This window comes from Riemerella columbina DSM 16469 (assembly GCF_000374405.1).
GTDB lineage: Bacteria > Bacteroidota > Bacteroidia > Flavobacteriales > Weeksellaceae > Riemerella > Riemerella columbina.
In genome coordinates, this window is the sequence record NZ_KB894220.1 from 1 (window position 1) to 26,093 (window position 26,093).

29 protein-coding genes are annotated in these 26,093 nt (G+C 36.6%); 24 read left to right on the forward strand and 5 right to left on the reverse strand.

Annotated features, from left to right (window positions below):
- Nucleotides 1-1,032, forward strand: a 1,032-nt coding sequence (locus tag C237_RS0102530) for a fibrobacter succinogenes major paralogous domain-containing protein (RefSeq protein ID WP_018674921.1), incomplete at its 5' end; no start/stop codon positions are given.
- A gap of 466 nt (nucleotides 1,033-1,498) precedes the next feature.
- On the opposite strand, the gene C237_RS15070 is transcribed toward C237_RS0102530, so the two are convergent.
- Entirely contained in the window at nucleotides 1,499-1,630 is a 132-nt protein-coding gene (locus C237_RS15070; protein ID WP_281166422.1) for a hypothetical protein, read from the reverse strand.
- 203 nt (nucleotides 1,631-1,833) lie between these two features.
- Between C237_RS15070 and C237_RS0102540 the strand changes: the two genes are divergently transcribed.
- The 9 genes from C237_RS0102540 (at nucleotide 1,834) to C237_RS0102580 (ending at nucleotide 9,699) form a co-directional block, all read left to right on the forward strand.
- Entirely contained in the window at nucleotides 1,834-2,355 is a 522-nt protein-coding gene (locus C237_RS0102540; RefSeq protein ID WP_018674923.1) for a hypothetical protein, read from the forward strand.
- On the forward strand, nucleotides 2,348-3,568 hold the full coding sequence (locus C237_RS0102545) for a reverse transcriptase domain-containing protein (protein ID WP_018674924.1): 1,221 nt from the start codon (nucleotides 2,348-2,350) through the stop codon (nucleotides 3,566-3,568). The genes C237_RS0102540 and C237_RS0102545 overlap by 8 nt, the downstream gene beginning before the upstream one ends.
- Entirely contained in the window at nucleotides 3,565-3,933 is a 369-nt protein-coding gene (locus C237_RS0102550) for a four helix bundle protein (protein WP_018674925.1), read from the forward strand. Before C237_RS0102545 ends, C237_RS0102550 begins: the two co-directional genes overlap by 4 nt.
- Before the next feature lie 108 nt (nucleotides 3,934-4,041).
- On the forward strand, nucleotides 4,042-4,440 hold the full coding sequence (locus C237_RS0102555) for an HU family DNA-binding protein (RefSeq protein ID WP_018674926.1): 399 nt from the start codon (nucleotides 4,042-4,044) through the stop codon (nucleotides 4,438-4,440).
- A 188-nt stretch (nucleotides 4,441-4,628) separates the two neighbouring features.
- Nucleotides 4,629-5,882 (forward strand): ornithine--oxo-acid transaminase, encoded by a 1,254-nt coding sequence (rocD, locus tag C237_RS0102560; protein ID WP_018674927.1) that lies wholly within the window; start codon nucleotides 4,629-4,631, stop codon nucleotides 5,880-5,882.
- A 1-nt stretch (nucleotide 5,883) separates the two neighbouring features.
- Complete coding sequence (locus C237_RS0102565; RefSeq protein ID WP_018674928.1) at nucleotides 5,884-6,702, forward strand: DUF5672 family protein; 819 nt, start codon at nucleotides 5,884-5,886, stop codon at nucleotides 6,700-6,702.
- The gene (locus C237_RS0102570; RefSeq protein WP_018674929.1) at nucleotides 6,699-7,697 is read left to right on the forward strand and encodes a WaaS/CpsH family glycosyltransferase; all 999 of its coding nucleotides are present in this window, start codon (nucleotides 6,699-6,701) and stop codon (nucleotides 7,695-7,697) included. The genes C237_RS0102565 and C237_RS0102570 overlap by 4 nt, the downstream gene beginning before the upstream one ends.
- Nucleotides 7,694-8,665 (forward strand): WaaS/CpsH family glycosyltransferase, encoded by a 972-nt coding sequence (locus C237_RS0102575; protein ID WP_018674930.1) that lies wholly within the window; start codon nucleotides 7,694-7,696, stop codon nucleotides 8,663-8,665. Before C237_RS0102570 ends, C237_RS0102575 begins: the two co-directional genes overlap by 4 nt.
- Nucleotides 8,665-9,699, forward strand: a complete 1,035-nt coding sequence (locus C237_RS0102580; RefSeq protein WP_018674931.1) for a glycosyltransferase — start codon at nucleotides 8,665-8,667, stop codon at nucleotides 9,697-9,699. The genes C237_RS0102575 and C237_RS0102580 overlap by 1 nt, the downstream gene beginning before the upstream one ends.
- Here the strand turns inward: C237_RS0102580 and C237_RS0102585 are convergent.
- Nucleotides 9,696-10,631, reverse strand: coding sequence for a glycosyl transferase family 90 (locus C237_RS0102585; protein WP_018674932.1), 936 nt, complete (start codon nucleotides 10,629-10,631; stop codon nucleotides 9,696-9,698). The genes C237_RS0102580 and C237_RS0102585 overlap by 4 nt on opposite strands.
- A gap of 9 nt (nucleotides 10,632-10,640) precedes the next feature.
- Entirely contained in the window at nucleotides 10,641-10,982 is a 342-nt protein-coding gene (locus C237_RS0102590) for a phosphomannose isomerase type II C-terminal cupin domain (protein ID WP_018674933.1), read from the reverse strand.
- Nucleotides 10,983-11,096: 114 nt separating this feature from the next.
- Between C237_RS0102590 and gltX the strand changes: the two genes are divergently transcribed.
- The 9 genes from gltX to C237_RS0102635 all read left to right on the forward strand — a co-directional run bounded on the left by gltX (nucleotide 11,097) and on the right by C237_RS0102635 (nucleotide 18,283).
- Complete coding sequence (gene gltX, locus C237_RS0102595) at nucleotides 11,097-12,608, forward strand: glutamate--tRNA ligase (protein WP_018674934.1); 1,512 nt, start codon at nucleotides 11,097-11,099, stop codon at nucleotides 12,606-12,608.
- A gap of 66 nt (nucleotides 12,609-12,674) precedes the next feature.
- Nucleotides 12,675-13,631 carry an acetyl-CoA carboxylase carboxyltransferase subunit alpha gene (locus C237_RS0102600; RefSeq protein WP_018674935.1) on the forward strand — a complete coding sequence of 319 codons (957 nt, stop codon included), beginning with the start codon at nucleotides 12,675-12,677 and terminating at the stop codon, nucleotides 13,629-13,631.
- 30 nt (nucleotides 13,632-13,661) lie between these two features.
- The gene (locus C237_RS0102605; protein WP_018674936.1) at nucleotides 13,662-14,498 is read left to right on the forward strand and encodes an OmpA/MotB family protein; all 837 of its coding nucleotides are present in this window, start codon (nucleotides 13,662-13,664) and stop codon (nucleotides 14,496-14,498) included.
- Between the two features lie 86 nt (nucleotides 14,499-14,584).
- Nucleotides 14,585-14,887 (forward strand): nucleotidyltransferase family protein, encoded by a 303-nt coding sequence (locus C237_RS0102610; protein WP_018674937.1) that lies wholly within the window; start codon nucleotides 14,585-14,587, stop codon nucleotides 14,885-14,887.
- Nucleotides 14,877-15,227: a HepT-like ribonuclease domain-containing protein gene (locus C237_RS0102615; protein ID WP_018674938.1), complete on the forward strand. Its 351-nt coding sequence runs from the start codon at nucleotides 14,877-14,879 to the stop codon at nucleotides 15,225-15,227. The genes C237_RS0102610 and C237_RS0102615 overlap by 11 nt, the downstream gene beginning before the upstream one ends.
- Complete coding sequence (locus tag C237_RS0102620) at nucleotides 15,224-15,871, forward strand: O-methyltransferase (protein ID WP_018674939.1); 648 nt, start codon at nucleotides 15,224-15,226, stop codon at nucleotides 15,869-15,871. Before C237_RS0102615 ends, C237_RS0102620 begins: the two co-directional genes overlap by 4 nt.
- A gap of 8 nt (nucleotides 15,872-15,879) precedes the next feature.
- A complete protein-coding gene (locus tag C237_RS0102625) occupies nucleotides 15,880-16,593 on the forward strand; it encodes a C40 family peptidase (RefSeq protein ID WP_018674940.1) in 714 nt (237 codons plus the stop codon).
- A complete protein-coding gene (locus C237_RS0102630; protein ID WP_018674941.1) occupies nucleotides 16,593-17,039 on the forward strand; it encodes a DUF1648 domain-containing protein in 447 nt (148 codons plus the stop codon). Before C237_RS0102625 ends, C237_RS0102630 begins: the two co-directional genes overlap by 1 nt.
- Nucleotides 17,039-18,283, forward strand: coding sequence for a 3-deoxy-D-manno-octulosonic acid transferase (locus C237_RS0102635; RefSeq protein WP_026315448.1), 1,245 nt, complete (start codon nucleotides 17,039-17,041; stop codon nucleotides 18,281-18,283). Before C237_RS0102630 ends, C237_RS0102635 begins: the two co-directional genes overlap by 1 nt.
- A gap of 129 nt (nucleotides 18,284-18,412) precedes the next feature.
- On the opposite strand, the gene C237_RS0102640 is transcribed toward C237_RS0102635, so the two are convergent.
- Complete coding sequence (locus C237_RS0102640; protein ID WP_018674943.1) at nucleotides 18,413-19,132, reverse strand: DNA-binding domain-containing protein; 720 nt, start codon at nucleotides 19,130-19,132, stop codon at nucleotides 18,413-18,415.
- Between the two features lie 207 nt (nucleotides 19,133-19,339).
- Entirely contained in the window at nucleotides 19,340-21,328 is a 1,989-nt protein-coding gene (locus C237_RS13850; RefSeq protein WP_018674944.1) for a collagen-like domain-containing protein, read from the reverse strand.
- A gap of 541 nt (nucleotides 21,329-21,869) precedes the next feature.
- Here C237_RS13850 and C237_RS0102650 point away from each other — a divergent pair.
- The 5 genes from C237_RS0102650 to C237_RS0102670 are packed head-to-tail and all read left to right on the forward strand — an operon-like array spanning nucleotide 21,870 to nucleotide 26,081.
- Nucleotides 21,870-22,499 (forward strand): 7-carboxy-7-deazaguanine synthase QueE, encoded by a 630-nt coding sequence (locus C237_RS0102650; RefSeq protein ID WP_018674945.1) that lies wholly within the window; start codon nucleotides 21,870-21,872, stop codon nucleotides 22,497-22,499.
- Nucleotides 22,500-22,507: 8 nt separating this feature from the next.
- Entirely contained in the window at nucleotides 22,508-23,851 is a 1,344-nt protein-coding gene (locus C237_RS0102655; RefSeq protein WP_026315449.1) for a sugar transferase, read from the forward strand.
- A 37-nt stretch (nucleotides 23,852-23,888) separates the two neighbouring features.
- On the forward strand, nucleotides 23,889-24,650 hold the full coding sequence (locus tag C237_RS0102660; protein ID WP_018674947.1) for an MlaE family ABC transporter permease: 762 nt from the start codon (nucleotides 23,889-23,891) through the stop codon (nucleotides 24,648-24,650).
- Nucleotides 24,650-25,432, forward strand: a complete 783-nt coding sequence (locus C237_RS0102665) for an ABC transporter ATP-binding protein (RefSeq protein ID WP_018674948.1) — start codon at nucleotides 24,650-24,652, stop codon at nucleotides 25,430-25,432. The genes C237_RS0102660 and C237_RS0102665 overlap by 1 nt, the downstream gene beginning before the upstream one ends.
- A gap of 22 nt (nucleotides 25,433-25,454) precedes the next feature.
- Nucleotides 25,455-26,081 (forward strand): outer membrane beta-barrel protein, encoded by a 627-nt coding sequence (locus C237_RS0102670; RefSeq protein ID WP_026315450.1) that lies wholly within the window; start codon nucleotides 25,455-25,457, stop codon nucleotides 26,079-26,081.
- The last annotated feature ends 12 nt before the right edge of the window (nucleotides 26,082-26,093 follow it).

Here is a 26,093-nt window from a genome sequence, read left to right on the forward strand (position 1 = left end):
GTAGGATTAGGGTCTGCTACCATTACCACACCTAAAACGGAATATGTGGTCTCTTTAACCTATAATGGTACCAATATTCAAGGTAAGATCAATAATACCTCCAATAAACTCATTGTAAAAATTCCTTACACCAATGGTAGTGGTTCTTATACCAAGGTAACCTCTCAAGCAGTAACCACCGCCGTGGGGCAGAATAATGATACCAATACTCTTACGCTAAATATTCCTCAGGGTAATTTTGGGGTGAATGGTTATTTAGATGCTACCATTACCGTGAGTGGTAGAGATCAAGAATATTTAGTAAAACAGATGGCACCAGGCAAGTCTTACACCATTGCCACTATTCCTTATCAGCTTAATGGAAAAAGTTATCAGTTGGTGTTGAAAGGCATTGGTGGTATACCAGATAAGAAGTTTGGGGTGCAGACCAATGGCAAATTAGAGCATCAGTTTGTTTATATTCCTATTATGGGTAGTGATGGTAAATTATGGTTAAATAACAATTTAGGAGCGGATTATTCGAATCTCAATTCTTCTGCTTTTAATCCGTTACAACAAGCCACCAGTTTATCTGATAAAAATGCTTATGGTTCTCACTTCCAGTGGGGTCGTGATGCTGATGGCCATGAGTTGATTACTTATCCAACTTCGACTTCAGGGCAGAGGGTACATCAAAATATCCCATTATATCGTTACGACCAGTTACAGACTTATACTAATCCATGTCCAGCTGGTTATCATGTGCCGACTAAAGATGAATGGCAGGCTTACTTGAATTTGCTTTCTTCTAAGAATGCGGCGGGTTGGTTTGCAGATCCGTTAAAATTAACTTATGCTGGAGACCTTAACCAACAAGGCAGTTGGCATCCTGCTCCAGGTGCTAATAGCGGCTGGTTCTGGTCGTCTTCTCCTAATAGTAGTGGCTACGCTTGGTACTTGACCTTCAATGGTAGCGATAGCTACACGAGCAGCAACAACTACGGCAACCGCAATCGCTACTGGGGTCGCCCGCTCCGCTGTCGTCAGGATTAAGCGTGCGTTCACATCTGTTTTCCGCCAGCCCGCCGTAGGCAAGCTGGCGGGGATATCTCGGCAAGCTTTATTTATAAGCGTTGCCCTATCTCTAAAATAAAGAGATACTTGTAAACTTTAGTTTGCAGAGCAGAGTTCTTTAAAAGTGCAAAAAATAGAAAGGTCTTGTTCGCAGACATACGAATTCCGTAGTAGCCACATCTGAGTATGTAACACAAAGTTTTGGAAAGAGTAAATACCTATCGGCTATGTTTACACAAGTACAAAGTGGAGGGGTTATGTTGGGAGCTTGTCTGTAGTATGTTTTGTAAAAAACACACAAGAATAGGTTTGGCTAATCCAAGTTTACCCCTATGTCCCGTTTGTGGATAAGGGATAAGGTATGGGGCAGTACCCATTTTATCTATAGGCATAGGTAAGATTAAAAGTAAACTTATTTTGGTTGTTGGGTTGCCGCCCGTTCCCGTTAGGCTTCGCCTTTTCGGGCTTGGGCTTTTGGTTCTTCGGGCAGTTGGAATCCTGCTCCAGGTGCTAATAGCGGCTGGTTCTGGTCGTCTTCTCCTAATAGTAGTAACAACGCTTGGAACTTGAACTTCAATGATAGCAATAGCAACACGAACAACAACAACAACAACAACAATCGCAACTGGGGTCGCCCGCTCCGCTGTCGTCAGGAATAGCTCCACAGAGTGTTTATTATAACGCAAGTAGGCTTTAGTTTCCCTTTGTTTTTGGGAAACGGTTTTTGCACTTTTTAGAACTTATGTTATAAAGTTAATTTAAATAAAAAATATATAACCTATGACTATTCATGATATACTAAATATAGTAGGAGTTCATCAGCAAGCTGGCTTGTGTTTCTTTAAGGAAGGTGGCTTTAGAAAGTGCTATAATCAGCACGCGATGTACTTTACAGAACACATTAAACCTATGAAAGTGCATACCCGTTTCTATAAAAATGCCAATACCCATGTGCATAGTATGGGGTTCCCAGAGATGGCACTGCCCCGCTATATAGACTATTGCCAAAACCACTACCAAGCTCAAATTGCAACAGAAACACCAGAATATGTTCTGCTAAAAACCCAACCGTGGCACACCACCACACCCTACGAAATATGGAGTAGCCTAAAAATACAAAAACACCACCAGCTGAAGGACTTACAAAACCAACAGGACTTACTTATCCAAGAAATAGAGCAAAATACCCTGCCCTACGAAAAATTAACGAAAATGATACAGCAGTTTAGAATAGAATCTGCCACCCCTATAGATGCTTTTAACCTAGTACAAAAACTAAAAAAATTACTGCCTTATGAGTAAGCTCCTCTATCAGCAATTGTACAAAGCGTACTTCGCCGCCCGAAGAAACAAACGCACGAAGCCTGAGCAACTTCGTTTTGAGGTAAATTACGAAACGGAAATTACCCAACTCTACCAAGACATTATCCAGAGAAACTATACCCCGCTACCTTCTAAAGTCTTTGTTACACGCAAACCTGTGGACAGGGAAATCTTTGCCCCAAGGTTTCGGGATAGGGTAGTACACCATCTGATTTATCAATACATTTATAAACACTTAGACCAAAAATTCATCTACGATAGTTATAGCTGTAGAGTGGGGAAAGGTACATTGTTTGGGATAGAAAGAGCCAAAGGTTTCCTAAGAAAAGCCACGGCTAATTATACTCAAGATGCTTATGTGCTAAAGCTGGACATTAACGGCTATTTTATGAACATCAACCGAAACCTGCTCTGGCAGAAGATAGAACAATATTTGGATTATTCTGCGCTCAACATTACCCAGACCGAGCAAGATGTACTCCACTATCTTATCCGCCAGGTGGTATTGCACGATGTCTCTACTAGTGCCAGACGCTGCTCGCCACTATCCTACTGGGCGCGTATCCCTGCTAGTAAAAGCCTATTCTGTACCGCAGAGACTTGTGGGCTGCCCATCGGCTCCCTTACCAGTCAGCTGTTTAGTAATGTGTATCTTAATGATATAGACCACAAAATAAAAGCCCATTTTAAATATTACGGTCGCTATGTGGACGACCTCCTTCTGGTGGATAGAGATAGAGAAAAACTACTGGACATCATCCCTCAAATCAATACTTGGTTGGCAGAAATGCAACTAAAACTCCACCCGAAAAAAATCTATTTTCAGCACTATACCAAAGGGTTTTATTTCCTCGGACAGTATATCAAACCGTATAGAGCCTACATCAGTAAGCGTATAAAAAAACATATCTACCAATTTATAAAAGAAATAGAAGCGTATAGCACCGCTATAAAACAAGGGCAGGTATGGCTAACCGTAGCGGATTTGGAGCGTATAGAAAACCGTTTAAACTCCTACTTCGGAATCCTTTGTAAAGCCCATACTTATCGGTATGTTCATCATATTGTTTCTTGTGTACCGCAACAAATTGCCCAATATATGAGTTTTACATTTATCCCTAGTCAAAACCAAATGAAAGCAACCCTACACCCAGAACTTAAAATGATGTATTCCCAATTACAAATCCAATGATAGAATTAGCTAAAATTCCTGTATACCGTCTGGTGTTTCGGTTTCATATCTATTTAGATCGAGTGGTTCATACTTACCCTAAAAAATATTATTATATGATAGGAGAACGCATCAGAAAAGTGAATTTAGCCCTAGTAGAAAAAATACATGCCATTGCCAGTAGCAAAGGTAAAAGCCAACAAAAGCATTTTGAAAGTCTCAAAAAAATAATAGAAAAACTAAAGTTCTATATGCGATTAAGTTTTGAATACCAACTGTTGAAAGAAAAACAAATGATTTATATTTTTAGCGAAATCATCAGAATAGAAAAACAACTTTATCTATGGCAGGAAGCAGGAAAAGCGAAAGAAAAAAGGCAAACTTAAAGGGTAGAGAGAAGAGCGGTGTTTTATATGGCTATTGCCCTATGGAAGAAGAAAATTAGTATTGCAACAATAAATAGAAAATAAAGTTTAATAAAAAATAAACAAATTATGAGTATCAAGTACAATGTAATAGAAAAAGGACAGCCAGGTGTAGCTGGCGGTGGAGAGAAAAAGTGGTATGCCCAAGTGGCTAACAATGGGGAGCTAACCATAGACGATTTGGTAAAGCAAATAGAGAAGTTTTCTGCCCTAAGTGAGGCGGATATCAAAGGGGTGCTAATCGCTTTGGAAAATGTAGCCCAAGAAGCTTTATCAGAAGGTAAAAAAGTAAGGTTAGAAAAGTTGGGGACACTCTACCCAACACTCAGCAGTAGTGGTGCTGCTACGGAAAAGGATTTTAACCAAAGTCTAATCCGTTCGGTAGGGGTTAATTATAGAGCAGGGAAACGCATATTAGACGCGATGAAAGCGGCAGGCTTTGAGCGTATAAAAAAAGCTAATCCATAACCTCTTGTAAAACCTTTGCAATAGGGCGGTAAAAAATCAGGCGTGGTTTCGTAAGAAACCACGCCTGATTTTATATAAAACCTGCGGTGATTTGGGGTAAAACCTAAGCAGGTTTTAAGGGGATTCAAATCGTTCATTGCTTTAACTTAAATTTTTGTAAATTTGCCATTAACTAAAACAGATTGATAATGTCAAAAAACACGAACACTAAGAATTCTCAGTATTTCATTGATTTAGAAGACCGCCACGGCGCTCATAACTACCACCCGCTACCCGTAGTATTAGACAAAGGCGAAGGAGTACATGTATGGGATGTGGAAGGTAAACAATATTACGATTTCCTATCGGCTTATTCTGCCGTTAACCAAGGGCATTCGCACCCAAAAATTGTAAAGGCCTTAGTAGACCAAGCGCAGCAACTCGCCTTGACTTCCAGAGCGTTTTATAACTCAAAATTAGGACTTTACGAAGAAAAAATTACAAAGTTACTAGATTTTGATAAGGTATTACCAATGAACTCTGGGGCAGAAGCCGTAGAAACAGCCATTAAATTGGCCAGAAAATGGTCTTACGAAGTAAAAGGCATCAAAGGAAATAATGCGAAAATCATTGTTTGTGAAAATAATTTCCACGGAAGGACTACAACTATTGTGTCTTTCTCTAATGATCCCGATGCGCATAATAATTATGGACCTTTTACTCCAGGTTTTGTGCGTATTCCTTATGACGATATTGATGCTTTGGAAAAAGTATTACAAGAAGAAGGCGACCAAATCGCAGGATTTTTAGTAGAGCCTATCCAAGGGGAAGCAGGTGTTTATGTACCAACCGAAGGCTTTTTGAAAAAAGCACAAGAATTATGTAAACAACATAATGTATTATTCATTGCTGATGAGGTGCAAACAGGAATTGCCAGAACAGGAAGATTGATCGCTTGTCATCATGAAGAGGTTCAACCCGATATTTTAGTACTTGGTAAAGCTTTATCTGGTGGTATGTATCCTGTGTCTGCTGTTTTAGCAAATGATGATATTATGAAAGTGATCCACCCAGGGCAACATGGTTCTACTTTTGGAGGCAATCCATTGGCTTGCGCTGTGGCTATAGCAGCACTAGATGTAGTAGAAGAGGAAAAACTATCCGAAAGAGCAGAGCGTTTAGGACAGATGTTCCGTGAGGAAATGAAGAAAATTATCACAAAAACCGATTTAGTCTACCAAGTGCGTGGTAAAGGATTGTTGAATGCCATTTTAATTAACGATTCACAAGATAGCCCTACCGCTTGGAATTTGTGTTTAGATTTAGCCAAAAATGGATTGTTAGCCAAACCAACGCATGGGAATATTATCCGTTTAGCCCCACCATTGGTAATTACAGAAGAACAATTGATGGACTGCGTGGCAATTATTGAAAAAACGATAATGGAGTTTAAGAAATCATAAAATGGTTACTATTATCATACCCATCTATAAGGAAAATCCTACACCTTTAGAAGAAATTTCGATATTGCAAACTTTTAAAGTTCTGGGTGGGTATGATATTGTTTTTATTTATCCCGAAGGGCTTAATCTTACTTACTACGAGACACAATTTCCAACGGCTCAATTTAAAGTTAAGGCCTTTGAACCATTTTATTTTAAAGGGATTTATGGATATAATAGATTAATGCTTAGTATGGTATTTTATCAATCATTTACAACCCCTTACCTATTGATATGCCAAACAGATGCTTTTATCTTTAAGAATACCTTAGATGATTGGATGAGGAAAGATTATGATTATGTAGGTGCACCTTGGCTAAGGCGCAAAAATCGTATTCCTCTTTTTAAACAACTATGGGATAATACCCTATGTTTTTTTAAAACTCAGTTGAACTATCGTGGTAATCAATTGGCTCAAAAAAACAAATCTTTACTTTATAATGAAGTGGGAAACGGGGGACTTTCGCTAAGAAAACGAGAGACTTTTATTAAGATACTTAATGAATTACCCGAAGTTGTAAAGATATATCTAAAACCTGAGAATAAACAAGCATTTTATGCTGAAGATGTTTTTTTTAGTATAGAGCCCCAAAGACATTCGCTTAATTTTAAGAAACCTAGTTATCGTGAAGCATGTTTGTTTGCGATAGAAAATAAGCAAGAGAAAGCATTTGCTTTTAATAAAGGTGTGTTACCAATGGGTTGCCACCGTTGGGATAAGGAGTTAGATTTTTGGCTGCCTTATATTGAAGCACAAGGCTATAATATTCGTAATATATGATTCTGCCATTTGAAGGGAAAAGTATCATTTTGGGGGTGCCTAATCATTTTGGGTTACCAGAATGTTTTAGGAAAAACCTAGAGTATTTAGGATTTACTGTATACCTCATTCCTCATGATGAAAATGTGAAAAGACAACTTTCTTGGCAAGATACTGTTGTGCATGGAGTAAAAAAAATATGTTTTAATAATCGGTTATATAAACCTGAAAAAATTGCAATTTTCCAAGAGTTAATGCAATTACCACTTATAGAAACATGGGGAAATGTAGACTATGCCTTAATTATTCGTCCAGATTTGTTCTCGGAGACTGTTCTCAAAATGGTAAAAGATAAGTCGAACTTCCTTATTGGTTATCAGTGGGACGGTATGCGGAGGTTTCCATTAGCAGAAAAACGAATACCTTATTTTGATAAATTTTATGTTTTTGATAAACAGGATGTTCATCGTTTTTCTAATATATTTCATACTACTAATTTTTATTTTGATTATCTATCAATGCCAAATGCTACTCAGCAAGATGTTTTTTTTATCGGTACTTTTATGAAGGATAGGATGGCAATTTTAGCAAAATTATCTCAAACCTTCGAAGCATTGGGTATATCTCAAAATATGACTGTTGTTTGCCATAATAAGAAAAAAATAAAGCCTTATGAAAGTTTGTTAATCCACTTTGAAAAGTCAGGTCAAGCATTTGAGCAAAGTATAAAAACAAGTATGGCGTCTAATATTTTAATAGATGTAGAGAATACAAAACATCAAGGTTTATCGTTTCGTTGCTTTGAGGCCATAGGATATTCAAAAAAACTTATTACGAATAATCCTCTGGTTAAGAAATATGACTTTTACAATGAAAACAATGTTTTGGTATTAGATGATAATTGGCAATCTTCTGATGTAGCACAATTTATCAAAAAGCCTTATATTGCACACCCAGATATAGAATCATATTATAGTTTTAGCAACTGGATTTACCGTATAATTGATAAGAGATGAAAAAGCTTCTTTTTATTTCACCTGATTACTATGGATTTAATGAAGTGGTTTATGACGGATTGAAAAAATACTCGGGTATGAAGGTTACTCATGTTATAAGTGCCTATACGCAGAGGTATAAATATAAAAATGCCGGTGAGCGTATTCAGAACTTTTTTATGAAAACTTTTTTGAACAGAAACTTAAAAGACGAAAAACAATATACCGAGTTAAATAAGATAATTCATAATAACTATAGCTATGACCAGATTATTGTAAATCGACCTGATGTGCTGTCTAAAGAGAATCTGTCTAAGTTGAGGCTAAAAACTGAATGTTTAAAAGCTTTTTTTTGGGATAGTATTGATAAGATTCCAAAACAGATAGACACTATTTCTTATTTTGATCAATGTTTCAGCTTTGATGCTTCAGATTGCAATACTTATGGCTTTATAAAGAATCAAAATTTTTTCTTTGCAGAGCAACTTGGAAACTCTGAGCGTGATATTATTTATGATGCTTTATTCTGGGGAACAGAGGATAAACGGATAGATAAACTAATCTTTCTATTAGATTATCTTAATTCCAACGGTATCTCTGCAAGAGCTATTTTGTACAATCATTTGAGTGGAGCAGAAAAAATTCATGAACAGTCTAGATATATTACTACTACTAACGCTTTAGTGCCTTTTTCAGAATCATATAAGATAAGTAATAGGTCTAAAATATTGATAGATTTGGCGCATGATAATCAAAGAGGGCTTTCTTTTAGACCCTTTGAGGCGTTAGGATTGCAAAAGAAACTCATTACAGATAATCCAAACATAAAACATTATGATTTTTATAACCAAAATAATATTTGTGTAATTGATTCAAACCATATTTTAATACCAAAAGAGTTTTTTACTACTCCTTATGAACCAGTTGATCCCAAAATTGTTGAACAATACACTTTAAAACAATGGGTTCATACTTTAATAAATAACTAATGAAATCAATCTATTTTTTTTGTCCATCTAATGATAAGCCAACAGGCGGTGTAAAACAAATATACCGTCAAGTACAGATGTTAAACCAAATGAAATACAGAGCTTTTCTCTTGCTCAAAAAGAAGGAGAAGAGAAAAAATAGTTGGTATTCAAGTGGACATACTATATATAATTATAATATTTTCTTTAGTGTTTTAGAAAGTTTGGGGGCTAAGAAAAAAACTATTTTTAATACAATTAAAAAAGTATTTAATAAAAGTAATGATACCATGATAGAGCCAGACGCTATTATAGTAATGCCAGAAATTTATGGTAAAAATATGCATAAAGCATTAGGGAGTAGGAAGTATGTGATTTTTAATCAGAATTGCTTTTATACATTTCAACATTATGGATTTGAATATGATAAAGATAATCCATATTTGAATACTAATTGCTTAGGTGTAATAGTGGCATCTGATGTAGCTTATGAATACTTAAAATATACTTTCCCCAATATTAATATTCAAAAAATTACATTAGGTATTGATGATAAGGTTTTTCATTATAGCTGTGATAAAAAAAAGAAAATTTGCTATATGCCTAGAAAATTGTCAGAGGATTCTGAGCAAATTATATGTATTTTAAAGGCAAAATCTATTACCGAAGGTTGGGAGTTGTGTGCCTTGGATAACCTAGCGGAAGATGAAATCGCAAAACACATGAAAGAATCGGCTATCTTTTTATCTTTTAATCATAGAGAAGGTTTTGGATTACCTCCTGTAGAAGCTATGGCTTGTGGATGTTGTGTAATTGGTTATGCTGGGCAGGCAGGAATAGAATATTTAGATTCTGAGTTTTCTTATCCTATACCAGACGGTGATGTCATTGCTTTTGTAAAAACAATAAAACAGGTGATTAGTTTATTTAATGAAAATGCAACATCCATTTTAGCAAAAGGGAAAAAAGCGTCAGAGTTCGTATTAGAGAAATATAGTTTAGATAATGAATTTGCAACGACTAAAAAGGCGTGGGAAAATCTTCTTAAAAATTAATTGATAGTTAATTCAAAATATTTTCTCAGTACTTTTAAACTACATAAATCTTCAATATCAGTATTCCAAAACTGTTGACAATATGTGTTTGCATTTTTAATAATTTCTAAGCAAGCTTCAGGGTGGTTGATGTAAAAATCTAGTTGAGTTTCTAAATCAGAATAATCGGGTTTTATTTCGATATAATGTTTGCCACCTTCCAAAGTTCCTTCCATAAACCAAGTTTCAATAGTGGGTTTGGGCATTACCGCAATGGAATTAGAAGACATAATCCATTTAAGATTGCTAGCGACATCATTTCCTTGCAAACTTAGGATAAACTTATAATCTAAGTGTTTTTCAATAGATATTTTAGGCTTTACCCATTCAGGATTCCCCCCTTCGGTGTTGGTTTGTCCCAAATCGCATAAGGGATGCCCAAAATATTGATTATAGAATTTAATACGATGATTTTGTACTATGGCACCACGCCCAATTAACAAATTTTTCTTTTGTTCAAAAGGTATATCATTTTTTATCCATACAAAATGACGAGCTTTATCAAGATTTAATAGAATGCTATTTTGATTATTATTAGAAATAGGTCTACTCTTTACAATGCTGGGAGTATTTGGAATATGCGTTACATCACCAAATTCAAAATCGAGAAACAAATTTTCATCAAAAAATCTAGCATATTCATAAGTATCAAAATAATAGGATTTAGGAGTTATGGGGTGTCTTAAATCTTTTACTTTTATTTGGGCGTTTATTTTTGTAACTTCTTGTAAATTATTATAGTAATTAATTCGTTGGTCTAAAATTTTTTTTTCATATTCCAAAATTGAGGCTTCTAATCGTGCTATCTCTTTATCCAAAATAGGTTTTGGTAACAGAAACCTCATATAGCTTCTTAGATAGTATAGGGGTTTTAATACTTTAATGACTTTCATTTATCCAGATTATTGTCTTGAATAGTCGTCTTGTAGACGGATGATATCGTCTTCCCCAAAATAAGTACCCATTTGTACCTCAATGAAAATAAGCACATCCTCACCCACATTTTTTATTCTATGTTTGGCGCCTAGAGGAATCAATACGGTATCGCCATATTCATAAATTGTATCAATGCCATCTAACGTCACTTGGGCAGTTCCTTGGATAATGGTCCAAGTTTCTTGTCTTTTATGATGGTATTGATAGGAAAGTCGATGTCCTGGTAGAACCTCTATTCTTTTTAGCTTGTAGTGTGGTTCATCTGCCAAAACATAATATTTGCCCCATGGTCTTTCGCCTATTTCCATAATTGTCTTAAATTTATTGACAGCAAAATTATAAATTTTTAACCATTAAAAAACCTTTATTTTCTGTAAATTTGCGTTTTTAAAAGATTTTAACATCAAAAAACCAATTCTGTTATGGATAAAGTTCGTGTTCGTTTTGCCCCAAGTCCTACGGGGGCTTTGCATTTAGGCGGTGTAAGGACGGCGTTATATGATTATTTATTTGCTAAAAATCAAGGCGGCGATTTTGTGCTAAGGATTGAAGATACCGATACAGCACGATATGTGGAAGGTGCAGAAGATTATATTATGGAAGCGCTAGAATGGTGCGGCATTATCCCAGATGAAAGTCCAAAGCACGGCGGAAATTATGGACCTTATCGCCAATCAGAGCGTAGAGCCATTTATGACCAATATACTCAAGATATTCTAAAGACAGATTATGCGTATTTGGCTTTTGATACCCCTGAAGAGCTAGACGCCATACGAAAAGAATACGAAGCCAGAGGCGAGGTTTTTGCCTATAACCATATTACAAGAAATCAACTTAAAAACAGCATCAGCTTATCAAAAGAAGAGGTAGAGGAATTACTATCTAAGCAAACTCCTTATGTGGTAAGATTTAAGATGCCTATGGATAGAGTCATTAGCCTAGAGGATATTATTCGCGGGAATTTCAGTGTAAACACAAATGATTTAGACGATAAAGTCTTGGTGAAAAATGATGGTATGCCGACTTATCACTTTGCTAATATTATTGATGACCACGAAATGAAAATTACCCATGTGATTCGTGGGGAAGAGTGGTTGCCGTCTATGGCACTACATACTTTGCTTTATGAAGCCATGGGTTGGGAAGCACCGCAATTTGCACATTTATCATTAATTCTAAAACCAGAAGGCAAGGGTAAACTAAGCAAAAGAGATGGGGCTAAGTTTGGCTTTCCCGTATTTCCATTAGATTTTAAAGACCCAGAAAGCGGCGAGGTTTGGAAAGGTTATCGCGAATCGGGGTATTTTTCTGATGCATTTATCAATATGGTGGCGCTATTGGGGTGGACACCTTCCGAAGATAAGGAAATTTTATCTATGCAAGACATGATTAACGAGTTTGATTTGCATAAAGTCCATAAAGCAGGGGCGAGATTTAGTTTAGATAAAGCCAGATGGTTCAATCATCAATACTTACAGAAAAAATCTAATGAGGAGCTGTTATCAGACTTAAAAGCTTTAGAAAGCGTTAACTTAGAAGGTGTTTCTGATGAAACTTTACTTAAAGTAATTGGCTTAATGAAAGAGCGTGCTACTTTTGTAAAAGATATTTATGAGGAAGGGCGTTTCTTCTTTGAAGCGCCTACGAGCTATGATGAAAAAGGAGTAAAAAAAGCATGGAAAGGCGATGTAAAACTGACTATGACTCAACTGGCAACGGCTTTAGAAACAACAGAGTTTACACCAGCGCATATTAAAGAAAGCCTTCATTCCTTTGCGGAAGCTAACGGTTTAGGTATGGGTAAAGTGATGATGCCGCTAAGGTTGACTTTAGTTGGTGAACTAAAAGGTCCCGATGTTCCAGATTTAATGGCGATTATCGGTAAACAAGAAAGTTTAAATAGAATTCATAAGGCATTAGAAGTTTTGGATTAATATTTAATCTGAATCATCAATTTGAAAAAAATTACTAAATTTGAAACTTTAACAGACCTTTAAACTATGGAATATTTAGAATTTGAAACCCCGATAAAAGAGCTGATGGAGCAATACGAAAAGTGTTCGTTAGTAGGAGAAGAAAGCGGTGTAGATATGAAAATGGCGTGTAGCCAGATAGAAGATAAGATCATCGAAAAGAAAAAAGAAATTTATGGTAATCTAACCCCGTGGCAAAGGGTGCAGTTATCTCGTCATCCAGACCGTCCTTATACTTTAGATTATATCAAAGGGGTTGCCGATGAGGGGAGTTTTGTAGAACTTCACGGCGATAGAAACTTTGCCGATGATGCCGCTATGGTGGGAGGATTAGCCAAAATAGATGGTCAATCTGTGATGCTGATTGGCACCCAAAAAGGAAGAACCACTAAGGAAAGACAATTCCGAAGATTTGGAATGAGTAACCCCGAAGGTTATAGAAAAGCACTAAGGCTAATGAAATTGGCAGAGAAATTTAATATTCCTGTGGTCACTTTTATTGATACCCCAGGGGCTTATCCAGGATTAGAAGCGGAAGAGCGTGGACAAGGCGAGGCTATTGCAAGAAATATTTTCGAGATGTGCCAACTCAAAACGCCTATTTTCTGCTATATCATTGGCGAAGGTGCGAGTGGTGGCGCGTTGGGTATTGGCGTGGGTAATAAAGTGTATATGATGGAAAACTCTTGGTATTCAGTGATTTCGCCAGAAAACTGTTCGGCAATTCTTTGGAGAAATTGGGAACACAAAGAGGAAGCCGCTTCAACCATGAAACTAACTGCACAAGATTCATTAAAAGAAAAAATCATAGACGGTATTATAGAAGAGCCGCTAGGAGGCGCACACTACGACCCAAGTGTGGCATTTAATAATGTAAAATCTTCTATTCTTAATAATATTAAAGCCTTTAGAAAATTCTCTGGTAAAGAACTGGAAGAACAGCGACAAGAGAAATTTATTGCGATGGGGCAGTACAAAGGATAATTATACAATAAACACTAAAACAAAAATATAATGAAATTAACAAAAGTTTTCACATTAGGAGCGGTGGCACTAGCGCTGACTTCGTGTGTGAGTAAAAAACAATTCGATGCACTGAATCTAAATTATAAAAGTTGTTTAGAAAGTGCAGCTGAGCGTCAAAGAGAAATTCAAGATTTAAAATCGGCTAACGCAGGACTTACCAGCCAAAACGATTTATTAAATCGTCAAAACGATGCGTTAAAATCTTCTCTAGATGCGTGTTTATCTAATAGTGGTAAATCTTCGGCGAATATTGATAAATTGGTTGGCGAAATTAACGCCTCTAATGCTTATATCAAACAATTGATTTCTACCAACGCCAAAAACGATAGTTTAAATTTAGCTTTGTCTAATAAACTCAAGCGTTCTTTGGATAATGTAGCCGACCAAGATGTTCAGGTTAAAGTGTTAAAAGGTGTGGTTATGATTTCTCTATCGGATAAAATGTTATACAAGACGGGAGATTATAATGTACAGCCTTCTGCACAGGAAGTCTTAGGAAAAGTAGCAAAAGTCATCAACGATTATGATAAATATTCAGTGTTGATTGAAGGAAACACAGATAATGTGCCTTTAAACTCCAGCAACTTACCGAAAGACAACTGGGATTTATCAGCACTTAGAGCAACGGCAGTTGCCAAAATATTACAAAATCAGTTTGGTGTAGACCCGTCTAGAATTACGGCAGGTGGGCGTAGCGAATACAACCCTAAAACGACCAATATGAGCGTATCGGGTAGAGCAGAGAACCGTAGAACGGAAATTATCATTATGCCAAAACTAGATGAGTTTATGAAACTAATGAACATTGCACCCGTTAAAAAATAAGCTTTTTTAGCAAAAGATAGATAAGCCTCACAGCCATATTGGGTTTGTGAGGTTTTTTCTTTCTGAAATTTATTTATCTTTGTACTATGTTAGTCCAAGAGTTTCAAAGTACCACATTAAACGACTTATGTAGAATACATAAGGTTAAGGATTTGTTTGTATTTGGCTCGGTGCTTACGCCAGATTTTAACGAGAGTAGTGATATAGACTTTTTGGTGAAGTTTCAGGACATGGATTTACATCAGTATTTTGATAATTTTCTTTCTTTAAAGGAGAGCTTAGAGCAATTATTTAAAAGGAAAGTAGATTTAGTAGAGCAACAAACTTTAAAGAATCCCATTTTAATCCAATCGATTAACCAAACAAAACAGCCTGTCTATGTCTCATAAAGTAGAAAAATATCTTTACGATATATCCAACTCTATTGAAGAGATAGAGTCTTTTTTTAATACGATACCTAAAGATTTTTTTTCGTATATACAAAATGTAATGCTCAAAAGAGCGGTTGAACGGAATTTAGAGATTATAGGTGAAGCGGTTAATAAGATAATTAAATTAGACCCTACTTATTTAGAAAATATTTCAGAGGCACGCTCTATCATTGGGTTAAGAAACTTGATTATTCATGCTTACGATAATATTTCCGATGAAAATATATGGGCGATTTTAATTAATCATTTACCAAAACTAAAATCAGAAGTAGAACAACTATTGAAAGAAAATTTATGAGTTTTTTTGAAGAACAATGCCCAGAAATGGATCGCTATTTGGAAGATCATGTGTCCCAAGAGCCAGCGCTTTTAAAACGGTTAAGGAAAGAAACCTACCAAAAAACTACTCAGCCACATATGATTTCTGGCTATCAGCAGGGGCGTTTGTTAAGTATCATTTCTAAACTTTTACGCCCAAAATCTATTTTAGAAATAGGAACATTTACGGGTTATGCTACGCTTTGTATGGCAGAAGGTTTAGCCACGGGTGGCACTATTACCACATTAGATATTAATGAAGATTTAGCCTATTTACCGAAAAAATATTTTACCGAAAGCGAATATGCTTCTCAAATAAAATTTAAGTTAGAAAATGCCGTAGAGTTTTTAGAACATACTACCGAGACCTACGATTTAGTTTTTATAGACGCCGATAAAGAAAACTATGTACAGTATTTTGAACTAGTGAAGCCTAAACTCAATTCTGGCGGCGTGCTGATGTTTGATAATGTATTGTGGTATGGTAAAGTTTTAGATGAAAATCCTAAGAAAAAATCTACGCTCAACATCAAACAACTCAATCAACGATTAGCAGAAGATCCCGATTTTGAAAACCTTATCTTACCATTGCGAGATGGTTTAAATTTAGCCCTTAAAAAATAATCTACCTTATGAAAAAAGCCATTGCCCAAGTTTCTGTTGTTCCCGTGCGTTCGGATAAATCGGATAAAGCCGAAATGGTCACGCAAATGTTGTATGGAGAATCTGCGGATGTTCTGGAAGTTCAAGCCAATTGGACAAAAATTAAAATGCACTTCGATGACTACGAAGGTTGGGTAGATACCAAGCAACTCAAAGTTGTTTCTGATGAATTTTTGGAACAACGCAAGATAACTTTAGTGGCTCAACCTTATAAAGTGGTAACTACAGGTAGCGGGACGATACTTTTATCTATAGGGGCTGAGGTGGAGTCGGATAAAGCTTTTGATGGAACGGAAACGAAAAGGGAAACACTTGGGCTGTTGGCAAGGCAATTTGAAAATGTTCCTTACTTATGGGGTGGTCGCAGTTTTTTCGGAATTGATTGCAGCGGATTTACCCAATTGGTATATAAAGTCAATGGTGTTTCTATTCCTCGAGATGCCTATCAACAAGCAGAACAAGGTGTGGTATTAGATTTTATAGAAGAAGCCCAATTGGGCGATTTAGCCTTTTTTGAAAATGAAGAGGGGTACATTCATCATGTAGGAATGATGCTGGAAGACAACAAAATCATCCATGCCCATGGCAAAGTTAGAATAGATGTTTTAGATTCTATCGGAATTTTTAATCAAGAGCAAAATAAACATACGCATAAACTTAGGTTTATTAAAACCCTATTATAATGTTGTTGTTTTTTGATATACTGAATGGACTTATATTAGCTTTTCTTTTTGTAAAAGCCGTTTTGATATACCCTAAATTGCCAAATAAAATTCCTGTTCATTTTGATATAACTTTAACGCCAGATGCTTGGGGAACAAAAAAGATGATTTTCTTTTTACCTACTGTTGCGTTAGTACTTTTTGTTATATTCTATCTTACTTCTTCAACACCAGAAAACACCAATTTTATCGTACCTATCACGCTAGAAAATCAAGCGTGGCAATTTTGGTTAAGTGAATTGACTTCAAAGATCTTATTATTGGACATTTTATTCTTGCTTTTTGTTTTAATGAAAATGATGATAGTAGAACATCGTAAAAAATATAAGCCTTATGCCGTGGGGTTATTCATTATGGTATTTGTTATATTAATGGTATATGGTATAGTCTCTTACCTTTATAGATGATGGCATTTTTTTATAACATATTGATTTCATTATTGACCTTTGGATTTCGCTTGGGGCAATATTTCAATCCAAAAATCCAAAAAGGGTGGTTGGGTCGCCGTGAAAGTTTGTCTAAAGTGAAACAAACTTTTCGCAAAGACGATAAAGTCCTATGGATGCACGCTGCCAGTTTGGGAGAATACGAACAAGGTCTACCAGTGTTGCAAGCATTAAAGGAAAAACATCCCGATTATAAAATATTAATCACCTTTTTTTCGCCATCGGGATACGAGCAGGTGGTAAAGAAAAATAATATTGCCGATGTCATTTGCTATTTACCGTTTGATAATAAAAATAGTGTTCAAGAATTTGTCAATGCGTTTGATACCAAAATATTTTTTACCGTTAAATACGACTATTGGTATCATTTATTAAAGGCTTTAAAGCAGGCTCAGGCTAAAGTCTTTGTGGTGTCGGCATTATTTTATCCGTCGCAGGTATTTTTTAGACCTTATGGAAAATGGTTTGTGAGGCAATTGCAACCGTCTGTGGATTGGTTTTTTCATCAGACCCAAACCTCTATGGACTTAGCCACCTCTATTGGCTTAAGGCAATCATCCGTTTCTGGGGATACGCGTTTTGATAGGGTAAAAGCCATCAAACATCAAGCCCAGAAAGTTCCTTTTATTAAAGTGTTTAAACAAGATAATCCGCTGGTTATTTTTGGAAGTGTTTGGGAAGCAGAAGAAAATATAGCACAAGGGATCAACACCATGGAACATATTAAAATAATCATTGCACCTCATGATTTAAAACGGGTATCACATATTAAAACGCTATTTCCTGATGCTTTGCTTTACTCCAATATTGAGCAGAAGACCGAGCAATTAAAAGAGGCTAAAGTGTTAATTATAGATAGTATAGGTTGGTTATCTAAGTTGTATGCTTATGCCGATATCGCGGTGGTAGGCGGTGGCTTTCATTCGGCGGGACTGCACAATATTTTGGAAGCGGCAACTTATGGGGTACCTGTATTGTTTGGAAATCATTATCGAAAAAATCCCGAAGCAGATGCGTTGATTAAAGCCAACGGTGGACAATCATTTTCCGAGCCTAAAGACTGTATCCATTTTATCAAAACTTTATTACAAAACAAAGATATGGTAATACGAATGGGTAAAAATGCCGAATTTTATATACACCAACAGCCTAACGCCACCCAAACGGTGGTAGAGAAAATTAGTAATATCACTACCAAAAGGTAAGTCTGTCTCATACTATCGTATGATACCCTATCATATTACCGTATGAGGTACCGTCCTATTGTAATGGGGAGAGAGAGCGGTAGTAAATAAAAAAGCCTCTTTACTATCAGGTAAAAAGGCGTTATATAGTTAAGCAATGGTAACTGTTGTAGATAGGGCTTCGGTTCGTGGCTCTTTTAGTAGCGTACCGCTTCTGCTAAACTGCGTGGTTACGCTCACCTCATAGTTGCCATTAGCTAAATCTGCTGGGACGAGGATGAGCAAACGCGAAGGTTCGTTGAGGACGATATTTTCCATTGGGAGCTTAGTTTCTTGGTTGTTGTCTAAGTTTTTAAAGACAATACCATTTTTAGGGTCTTCGCCTGAAACTTTAATATAAGTCCCTTTGATTTCTGCGTTTTTACCTTTGGTAAGCGTGCCGTCTGTATTGCCTGTGGCTTTATCGGTAATATTGAACAAGCTCATAGGGCTGGCTTGTTCGCCAAGGATTTCTACTTTGGTTTCTGCCGAGGCTTTTCTTAGCTCTGTCCCTTGGTTCATCGCCACATATACGGAGTGCTTCTCTTTATCCCAAGTTTTGTCATAAAAAACGCCTTTAATGGCGGGGCGCATATAGACCAAACCGGTATTAACGCTATAACCATTCAGTACCAGTTCTGAGGTTTTACGGTTAAACCTTGAGATAATATCCAATGCCGTTTCCGTTTGGATTTCCATGCCCTCTTTCTTTAGGGCTTCTATCACTTCGGTAATGCCAATGCTACCGCTGGAAAGCGGAATGGCCACAAAATCATTAGGGTCATCTTTGGTGAGGAGGTTGGGACGCAACCAGGCTTTTAGTGTATTCATTGTTTACTTTTTATGGGTTAAACTTTATTTTTTGTAGGGATAATCCCCTATTTTAGTAGGATGGCAGGCGATGGCTAACGGGTTGTGATGGCTTACTGCACTCATATCACAAACCTTTCGCTTTTTGTAAGAGGAGGATATTTATAACTTTCTGTAATGCTGAATTCGTTCTAGTATCGCATACATTTTTATTTATATTAATTATTTTTAATTAAATGTTTTTATTACATCGGCAGTGATTCTGTAACATTTGGTTAGAGTTGCTGGTGTACATCTTGTTCCGGAACTATTGGGAATTCCAGAATTCCATTGGTAGAACTCAATATTTGAACCTTTAATTCTATATTTTTTATTATAAGGCATATAATTATCTTGAGTTCCTACATACCATATCCCAAAAAATTCATTTGGGTCTTGACAATCGTCATATGCATAAAAGGTGTGTTCAAAATTTATTATTTTGGTTATAGTCCCTCCAAAAATGATATTTACTGGCGTTGAAATGGGTATGTCATAGTTATTATCTTCTTCAGGATTACTAGGGTAAGTAAAACAGTCATTTCTTGTTACTCTTTCTGTTACTTGTTTTGCTTTGTTAAGGACTCCGTCGTTATCAGCATATACATATCCCATATTACTATTAGATTCTGGAACCGGCGTATTAATATTTGGACCTTTATATAGAGTACCATTATTATCCGCTAAAACAAATTTATTACCACTACCAGCCAATGAACTTATTCTAACTTTTCCTGCTACATCTAACTTTTCTGTAGGACTTTCATGCCCTATGCCAACATTTCCTTCTGAGTTAATGGATAAGCCTCCTTTCCAAGCATTGCTCGTATTATTTGAAATAAGGAATACCCCATTAGCTCTTTTTACTATATCTGTAAAATCTGAACTTCCATTTTTTTGTATTCTTAATAAATGGTCTCCTTCTGATCCTACAATTCTTGCACTTCCCAAAATATCCAACTTTCTTTGTGGGGTGGATGTGCCTATACCTAAATTTCCTGTACTTCTATTAAGATAAACTTTATCTCCTCCATTTGTCCAGATACGAAAATCACCATCCTTTGTTGCACTGAGCTCTACCCTTTTGCTAAAATCATTAGGATGTATGGCCACACCTCCACCGCCTGAATTGGTACTATTTACAATTAATGGAAACCAAGAACCGTCAGAAATATTTGTAATCCCATTATCTAAATGTAATTTTTGGTGGTTTAGGTTCACATATCTTTCTGAGGTGAGGGTTCCATTAGCATTGTAAATATTGGTAGTCGCTTCTGTAGCTGGAGCCCAGGCAGTACCGTTCCATTTTAATACTTGGTTATTATTGCTTCCTGCTGGTAAGGCTACCGTTTTACTCTGAGCATCGTAAGTAATCCCTCTAGCTCCCGCTACTACACCTGAAGGTCCCTGTGGTCCTCTAGCACCAGCCGGTCCTGTTGCTCCAGCATCTCCTTTATCTCCTTTGGGGCCTGCAACACCCTGCGGTCCTCTAGCACCAGCTGGTCCTGTTGCTCCAGTGTCTCCTTTATCTCCTTTGGGACCTGCAACACCCTGTGGTCCTCTAGCACCAGCTGGTCCTGCTGCTCCAGTGTCTCCTTTATCTCCTTTGGGACCTGCAACACCCTGCGGTCCTCTAGCACCAGCTGGCCCTGTTGCTCCAGTATCTCCTTTATCTCCTTTGGGGCCTGCAACACCCTGCGGTCCTCTAGCACCAGCCGGCCCTGCTGCTCCAGTGTCTCCTTTATCTCCTTTGGGACCTGCAACACCCTGCGGTCCTCTAGCACCAGCTGGTCCTGTTGCTCCAGTGTCTCCTTTATCTCCTTTGGGGCCCGTTGCTCCTGGTAACCCTTTTAAACCTACCCATTTAGTACCATTAAAATAGTAGTAGCCATCAGCTATAACTTCAGATACTCTCGCATCGCTACCACTATAACTCGTCCCTTTTACAAAAATTAAGGTAGATACCTCAGGATTTGCCATATTCGCTACCCTATCTTTACTTAGATTTGGGATAATAAGTCCCTCGTTAGTAGAGGATTTTGAGTTAGTATTGGCTACCCCAATCTCTAAAGTGGCTTTCGGTGTAGAGGTGTTGATCCCTACTCTACCTTGTTCTTGCTGTGCATAGAGGCTACCCCCTATAGTGAGCATAGATAAAAGTAAAATACTTTTTTTCATAGTGTTATTTTTTTTAAAGTGAATATTATTTGATATTTTAAGACATAAAAAAGCCTCTCTCGAGCCTTTTCGAGAGAGGTATTTATTGAGTTTAAAACTAAATTTAATGCAAAAATTATTGCTTTAACTATATAAGAAAAAGCTACAAGACTTGCATATTTAAAAGATTTTCTAAATATTACGCGCGTGATAAGAACGCTCGCACTGGTGTGTGTGTGTGTGTGTGTGTGTGTGTGTGTGTGTGTGTGTGTGTGTGTGTGTGTGTGTGTGTGTGTGTGTTTACACAATTTTCTGAAACTACCAAATTATTGGAGTAGTTTTTTTGAGAAAATTTTATATCTGTGAAAATGTGTAACATAACGGAGGCAAATTTACAATTAATTTTTAACCCTACAAAGGGGTAATGTAAAATGTATCATTGTACAGTTGTATTTGCTATACTGGTATATTCATACATCAGTAATACTTTTTACATTAGTATATTGGTACACTAGCTACAAAAAACCTTATCTTTGCACAAAATTAGCAGGGATTATATTTGATGAATACTGAAGAACAACAATTACTTAACCAAGGCAAGATGCTCCCCGTAATGGAGCATTTTTATACCATACAAGGCGAGGGTGCTCATACGGGAAAAGCGGCTTATTTTATTAGATTAGGTGGTTGTGATGTAGGGTGCCATTGGTGCGATGTAAAGGAAAGTTGGGATCCAAATCTTCATCCATTAATGGATGCTGAAGAAGTGGCAACCATTGCCGCCAGTTATTGCAAAACCATCGTGCTTACTGGTGGAGAACCATTAATGTGGAATCTGGAAATTTTAACCCGAAAATTAAAAGGTTTGGGTTGCACGATCCATATTGAAACTTCAGGCGCTTATGAAATGACAGGGCATATCGATTGGGTGTGTCTATCACCAAAGAAGACTGGTCTGCCGAAAGAAAGCATCTATCCAAAAGTAAATGAACTGAAATGTATTATTTTCAATCAGCATGATTTTATATTTGCAGAACAGCAGGCGACTAAAGTAGGGCAGCAGTGTAAACTTTACCTCCAAAGTGAATGGAGTAAGCGGGATAAAATGTACCCTAAGATTACGGATTATATTTTAGAACATCCACAGTGGCAAGCTTCAGTTCAAACCCACAAATATCTTAATATTCCATAATTTTTGATATGCAGAAAACCCGATATTCAAGATATATAAGGCCATTGTTTATCACAGCAGATTTGCTAATGCTGATGATTTATTTTTATGGCTTTATCAAGAAACCATTGGGAAATCTAGGGCTAAATTGGGAAAATTACCTTTTGTTTATGCTGGTGGCAGCGGCAATATGGATTTTGGTAAGTGGCTATTCTAAAGTCTATCATGTGCCACGAACGCTTACCTATACCCGACATATGGAACGGGTGTTCAAGCAATTGATTTTCTTTGCGATTCTAATGTTGGTATTAGAAAAACTCTCATCAAAAATTAATTTTGAAGAGCGGCGTTATATTACGGTTGGTGCTTTAATGATGTTGTTTGTAGTCTTTAAAACTATCACTTATTCATCGCTAAAGTACTATCGTTCGCTAGGGAAAAATCATAGGAATGTGATGTTTTTATTTGAGGATGAGATGACTTCCATTCTTAAACAAACGATAAAAGAAAGAACGGACTACGGATACAAAATTTTTGAATACCATCACCCATTAGAAGATATAGAGAAGCTCGCTACATTTTGGCGTCAACAAGGTATAGATGTGGTATTTCTCCCCTCTGAAGCTAAGAAAAATGAAGACCTTATAAAGTGTATTAGTCAAGTAGCCGAAAAATATAGAGTAGAGCTTAATTTTGTTCCTAATGTACTATATCGCCATTTTTCGCAATATGAATTGAGGTATTTTGAGGCGATTCCCGTATTGGTGCCAACCCGCTATCCACTGGATTTCTTTAGTCAAAGACTATTAAAGCGTGGATTTGATATTCTATTTTCCATATTGTTTTTAATATTGATAGGGACATGGTTGTTTCCGATATTAGCTCTTTTAATTTGGTGGGATAGTGGAAAACCTATACTCTTTGTTCAAGAACGGTACGGACAGAAATTAAAAGTATTCCCATGTATAAAGTTTAGAACGATGAGTTCCGATGAACAATTACCTTCTGAAAAAAGAGTTACTAAAATCGGAAGATGGCTTCGTAAAACAAGTCTAGATGAGACCCCTCAATTTATTAATGTATTGCTTGGTCAAATGAGTGTGGTAGGGCCTCGTCCCCATATGCTGTCCGTAGATAATTTCTATGAGCCCAAAATAGAGCACTATAAAATGAGAAGTCTAGTAAAACCAGGGATTACAGGCTTAGCCCAAGTAAATGGACTAAGAGGAGATGGTGATAATGTAGATTTGCGAATGGAAAAACGAGCGTTGATGGATATGTTTTATATCAAAAATTGGAGTGTTGGGTTAGATATGGTCATTATTTTAAAAACTTTAATTTTGATGACTAAAGGTGACGAAAATGCTCAATAATAAGTAAATATTCAATTTAAAATACTATTTTCGCAGTATGTTAAAGTTAATTAGAAAAATGTTGGTCTCCGTAGGAGAATATATTTTGATGCTGGGCAAGGTCATGAAACGCCCGCAGAAGCATAATATTTTTTTCAAATTGTTGATGAGGGAAATTAATGATTTGGGAGTAAATTCTTTTGGTTTAGTGTTGTTTACCTCCGTATTCGTGGGAGCCGTAGTTGCCATTCAGATGTATAATAACTTTAGTGCTTCTAGAATTCCTATCCCATTAGAATTTATTGGTTATGCTACTAAAGTAGTCTTAATATTAGAGTTTTCACCTACCATTATCAGTTTAATTTTAGCAGGTAAGGTAGGGTCTTATATTGCCTCTAGTATTGGAACCATGAGGGTTACAGAGCAAATAGATGCACTAGATATTATGGGGGTGAATTCACCTAATTTTTTAATTTTGCCCAAAATCGTTGCCAATGTGATATTCAATCCGTTACTAATTGCCATTAGTATTGTATTTGGTATTTATGGTGGCTATTTAGCAGGGATTGCTACGGGCAATTGGACGACGGCAGATTATATTACGGGGTTACAGAACTATATGCCCAATTATTTTATATGGTATGCGTTTTTTAAAACGGTAGTTTTTGCCTTTTTAATCGCCACCATTCCAGCCTATTTTGGGTATAATGTAAAAGGGGGATCTCTAGAAGTAGGGCGTGCCAGTACTCAGGCGGTGGTGTGGACAATGGTAACGATAATCATCGCGGAACTTGTAGCAACCCAATTATTTTTAAGCTAATGATTGAAGTAAAAGATTTAAGAAAAAGTTTTGATGGGGTAGAAGTCCTTAAGGGAATTACCACAACTTTTCAAACTGGGAAAATCAATTTGGTAATAGGACAATCGGGTTCTGGTAAAACGGTATTTTTAAAATGCCTACTCAATGTTTTTGAGCCTACCTCGGGAAGTATTTTGTTCGATGGTAGAAACTTGGTGACCATGGGTAGAGAGGAAAAAGAACAAATCCGTTCCGAAATTGGTACCGTATTCCAAGGCAGTGCCTTGTTCGATTCTATGACGGTGGAAGAAAACATCTCTTTCCCGCTGGATATGTTTACAAACCTGACCTTTACAGAAAAGAATAAACGCGTAAAAGAAGTGATTGGAAGAGTACATCTAGAAAATGCCAATACGAAATACCCCTCTGAAATTTCTGGTGGAATGCAGAAAAGGGTAGCCATTGCAAGAGCTATTGTAAATAATCCAAAATATTTATTTTGTGATGAGCCAAACTCTGGACTTGACCCTAATACGGCGATAGTAATAGATGAGCTGATTGCCGAAATTACAGAAGAATATAAAACCACCACCATCATCAACACCCATGATATGAACTCGGTACTGACGATAGGGGAAAATATTGTTTACCTCAGAAATGGAGTGAAAGAGTGGGAAGGGAATAAAGATATTATCGTAAGAGCCACCAATCAACATTTGATAGACTTTGTCTACTCTTCTGCGTTGTTTAAGCAAGTAAGAGAAACCATGCTGAAAAACAATCAAACGAGTCTAGAAGATTAATTATTAATAAAAATATTAAAAAATGAAAAAGTTATTTATGACCTTGGCAATCGCCTCATCATCATTAATGATGGCACAAGTCAGTTTTGGATTTAGAACCAATGTATTGTTCAATGCAAGCTCACCAAAATGGGAAGATTTAAAGGGCAATATAGCTTCTGCTGTAGATAATAAAGGTAAGAACCTTACAGGCTTTAATGTTGGATTTTCTGCCAAAGTAGATTTGCCTGCTACGGCGATGTTTGTAATGCCAGAAATCTACTACACTCACTTTGCGAGTAAAACAAATGTTGGGTCTGATGTAGAGCTGAAAGCAGTAAGCAATAGAATTGATGTGCCCGTGCTTTTAGGGTATAATGTAGGGGTGAGCAACATCAATGTATTTTTAGGACCTGTGGCATCTTATAATTTAGCAAAGGAAAATACATATCACGATTTTAAGGAAAATGCGACTAAAAACTTTACTGTTGGTTACCAGTTAGGGGCTAATGTAAGAGTTTCAAAATTGGTAATCAATGCGCGTTACGAAGGCGCTTTTTCTAAGGATGAGAGAAAATTTATTAAAACTGTAACCGCCGGAGCAACACAAGAAGTGAAATATGACAACCGTCCAAGTTTCTTCCTAGTTGGTTTAGGATATGAATTTTAAATATAATCGCCG

Coding starts and splice junctions, on each gene's coding strand:
- C237_RS0102580 (WP_018674931.1), top strand. CDS start 8,665: ATGAAATCAATCTATTTTTTTTGTCCATCTAATGATAAGCCAACAGGC.
- C237_RS0102650 (WP_018674945.1), top strand. CDS start 21,870: ATGAATACTGAAGAACAACAATTACTTAACCAAGGCAAGATGCTCCCC.
- C237_RS0102640 (WP_018674943.1), bottom strand. CDS start 19,132: ATGAATACACTAAAAGCCTGGTTGCGTCCCAACCTCCTCACCAAAGAT.
- C237_RS0102575 (WP_018674930.1), top strand. CDS start 7,694: ATGAAAAAGCTTCTTTTTATTTCACCTGATTACTATGGATTTAATGAA.
- C237_RS0102610 (WP_018674937.1), top strand. CDS start 14,585: ATGTTAGTCCAAGAGTTTCAAAGTACCACATTAAACGACTTATGTAGA.
- C237_RS0102600 (WP_018674935.1), top strand. CDS start 12,675: ATGGAATATTTAGAATTTGAAACCCCGATAAAAGAGCTGATGGAGCAA.
- C237_RS0102665 (WP_018674948.1), top strand. CDS start 24,650: ATGATTGAAGTAAAAGATTTAAGAAAAAGTTTTGATGGGGTAGAAGTC.
- C237_RS0102615 (WP_018674938.1), top strand. CDS start 14,877: ATGTCTCATAAAGTAGAAAAATATCTTTACGATATATCCAACTCTATT.
- C237_RS0102555 (WP_018674926.1), top strand. CDS start 4,042: ATGAGTATCAAGTACAATGTAATAGAAAAAGGACAGCCAGGTGTAGCT.
- C237_RS0102625 (WP_018674940.1), top strand. CDS start 15,880: ATGAAAAAAGCCATTGCCCAAGTTTCTGTTGTTCCCGTGCGTTCGGAT.
- C237_RS0102630 (WP_018674941.1), top strand. CDS start 16,593: ATGTTGTTGTTTTTTGATATACTGAATGGACTTATATTAGCTTTTCTT.
- C237_RS0102660 (WP_018674947.1), top strand. CDS start 23,889: ATGTTAAAGTTAATTAGAAAAATGTTGGTCTCCGTAGGAGAATATATT.
- C237_RS0102585 (WP_018674932.1), bottom strand. CDS start 10,631: ATGAAAGTCATTAAAGTATTAAAACCCCTATACTATCTAAGAAGCTAT.
- C237_RS0102565 (WP_018674928.1), top strand. CDS start 5,884: ATGGTTACTATTATCATACCCATCTATAAGGAAAATCCTACACCTTTA.
- C237_RS0102670 (WP_026315450.1), top strand. CDS start 25,455: ATGAAAAAGTTATTTATGACCTTGGCAATCGCCTCATCATCATTAATG.
- C237_RS0102540 (WP_018674923.1), top strand. CDS start 1,834: ATGACTATTCATGATATACTAAATATAGTAGGAGTTCATCAGCAAGCT.
- C237_RS13850 (WP_018674944.1), bottom strand. CDS start 21,328: ATGAAAAAAAGTATTTTACTTTTATCTATGCTCACTATAGGGGGTAGC.
- C237_RS0102550 (WP_018674925.1), top strand. CDS start 3,565: ATGATAGAATTAGCTAAAATTCCTGTATACCGTCTGGTGTTTCGGTTT.
- gltX (WP_018674934.1), top strand. CDS start 11,097: ATGGATAAAGTTCGTGTTCGTTTTGCCCCAAGTCCTACGGGGGCTTTG.
- C237_RS0102655 (WP_026315449.1), top strand. CDS start 22,508: ATGCAGAAAACCCGATATTCAAGATATATAAGGCCATTGTTTATCACA.
- C237_RS0102635 (WP_026315448.1), top strand. CDS start 17,039: ATGGCATTTTTTTATAACATATTGATTTCATTATTGACCTTTGGATTT.
- C237_RS0102570 (WP_018674929.1), top strand. CDS start 6,699: ATGATTCTGCCATTTGAAGGGAAAAGTATCATTTTGGGGGTGCCTAAT.
- C237_RS0102545 (WP_018674924.1), top strand. CDS start 2,348: ATGAGTAAGCTCCTCTATCAGCAATTGTACAAAGCGTACTTCGCCGCC.
- C237_RS0102620 (WP_018674939.1), top strand. CDS start 15,224: ATGAGTTTTTTTGAAGAACAATGCCCAGAAATGGATCGCTATTTGGAA.
- rocD (WP_018674927.1), top strand. CDS start 4,629: ATGTCAAAAAACACGAACACTAAGAATTCTCAGTATTTCATTGATTTA.
- C237_RS0102590 (WP_018674933.1), bottom strand. CDS start 10,982: ATGGAAATAGGCGAAAGACCATGGGGCAAATATTATGTTTTGGCAGAT.
- C237_RS0102605 (WP_018674936.1), top strand. CDS start 13,662: ATGAAATTAACAAAAGTTTTCACATTAGGAGCGGTGGCACTAGCGCTG.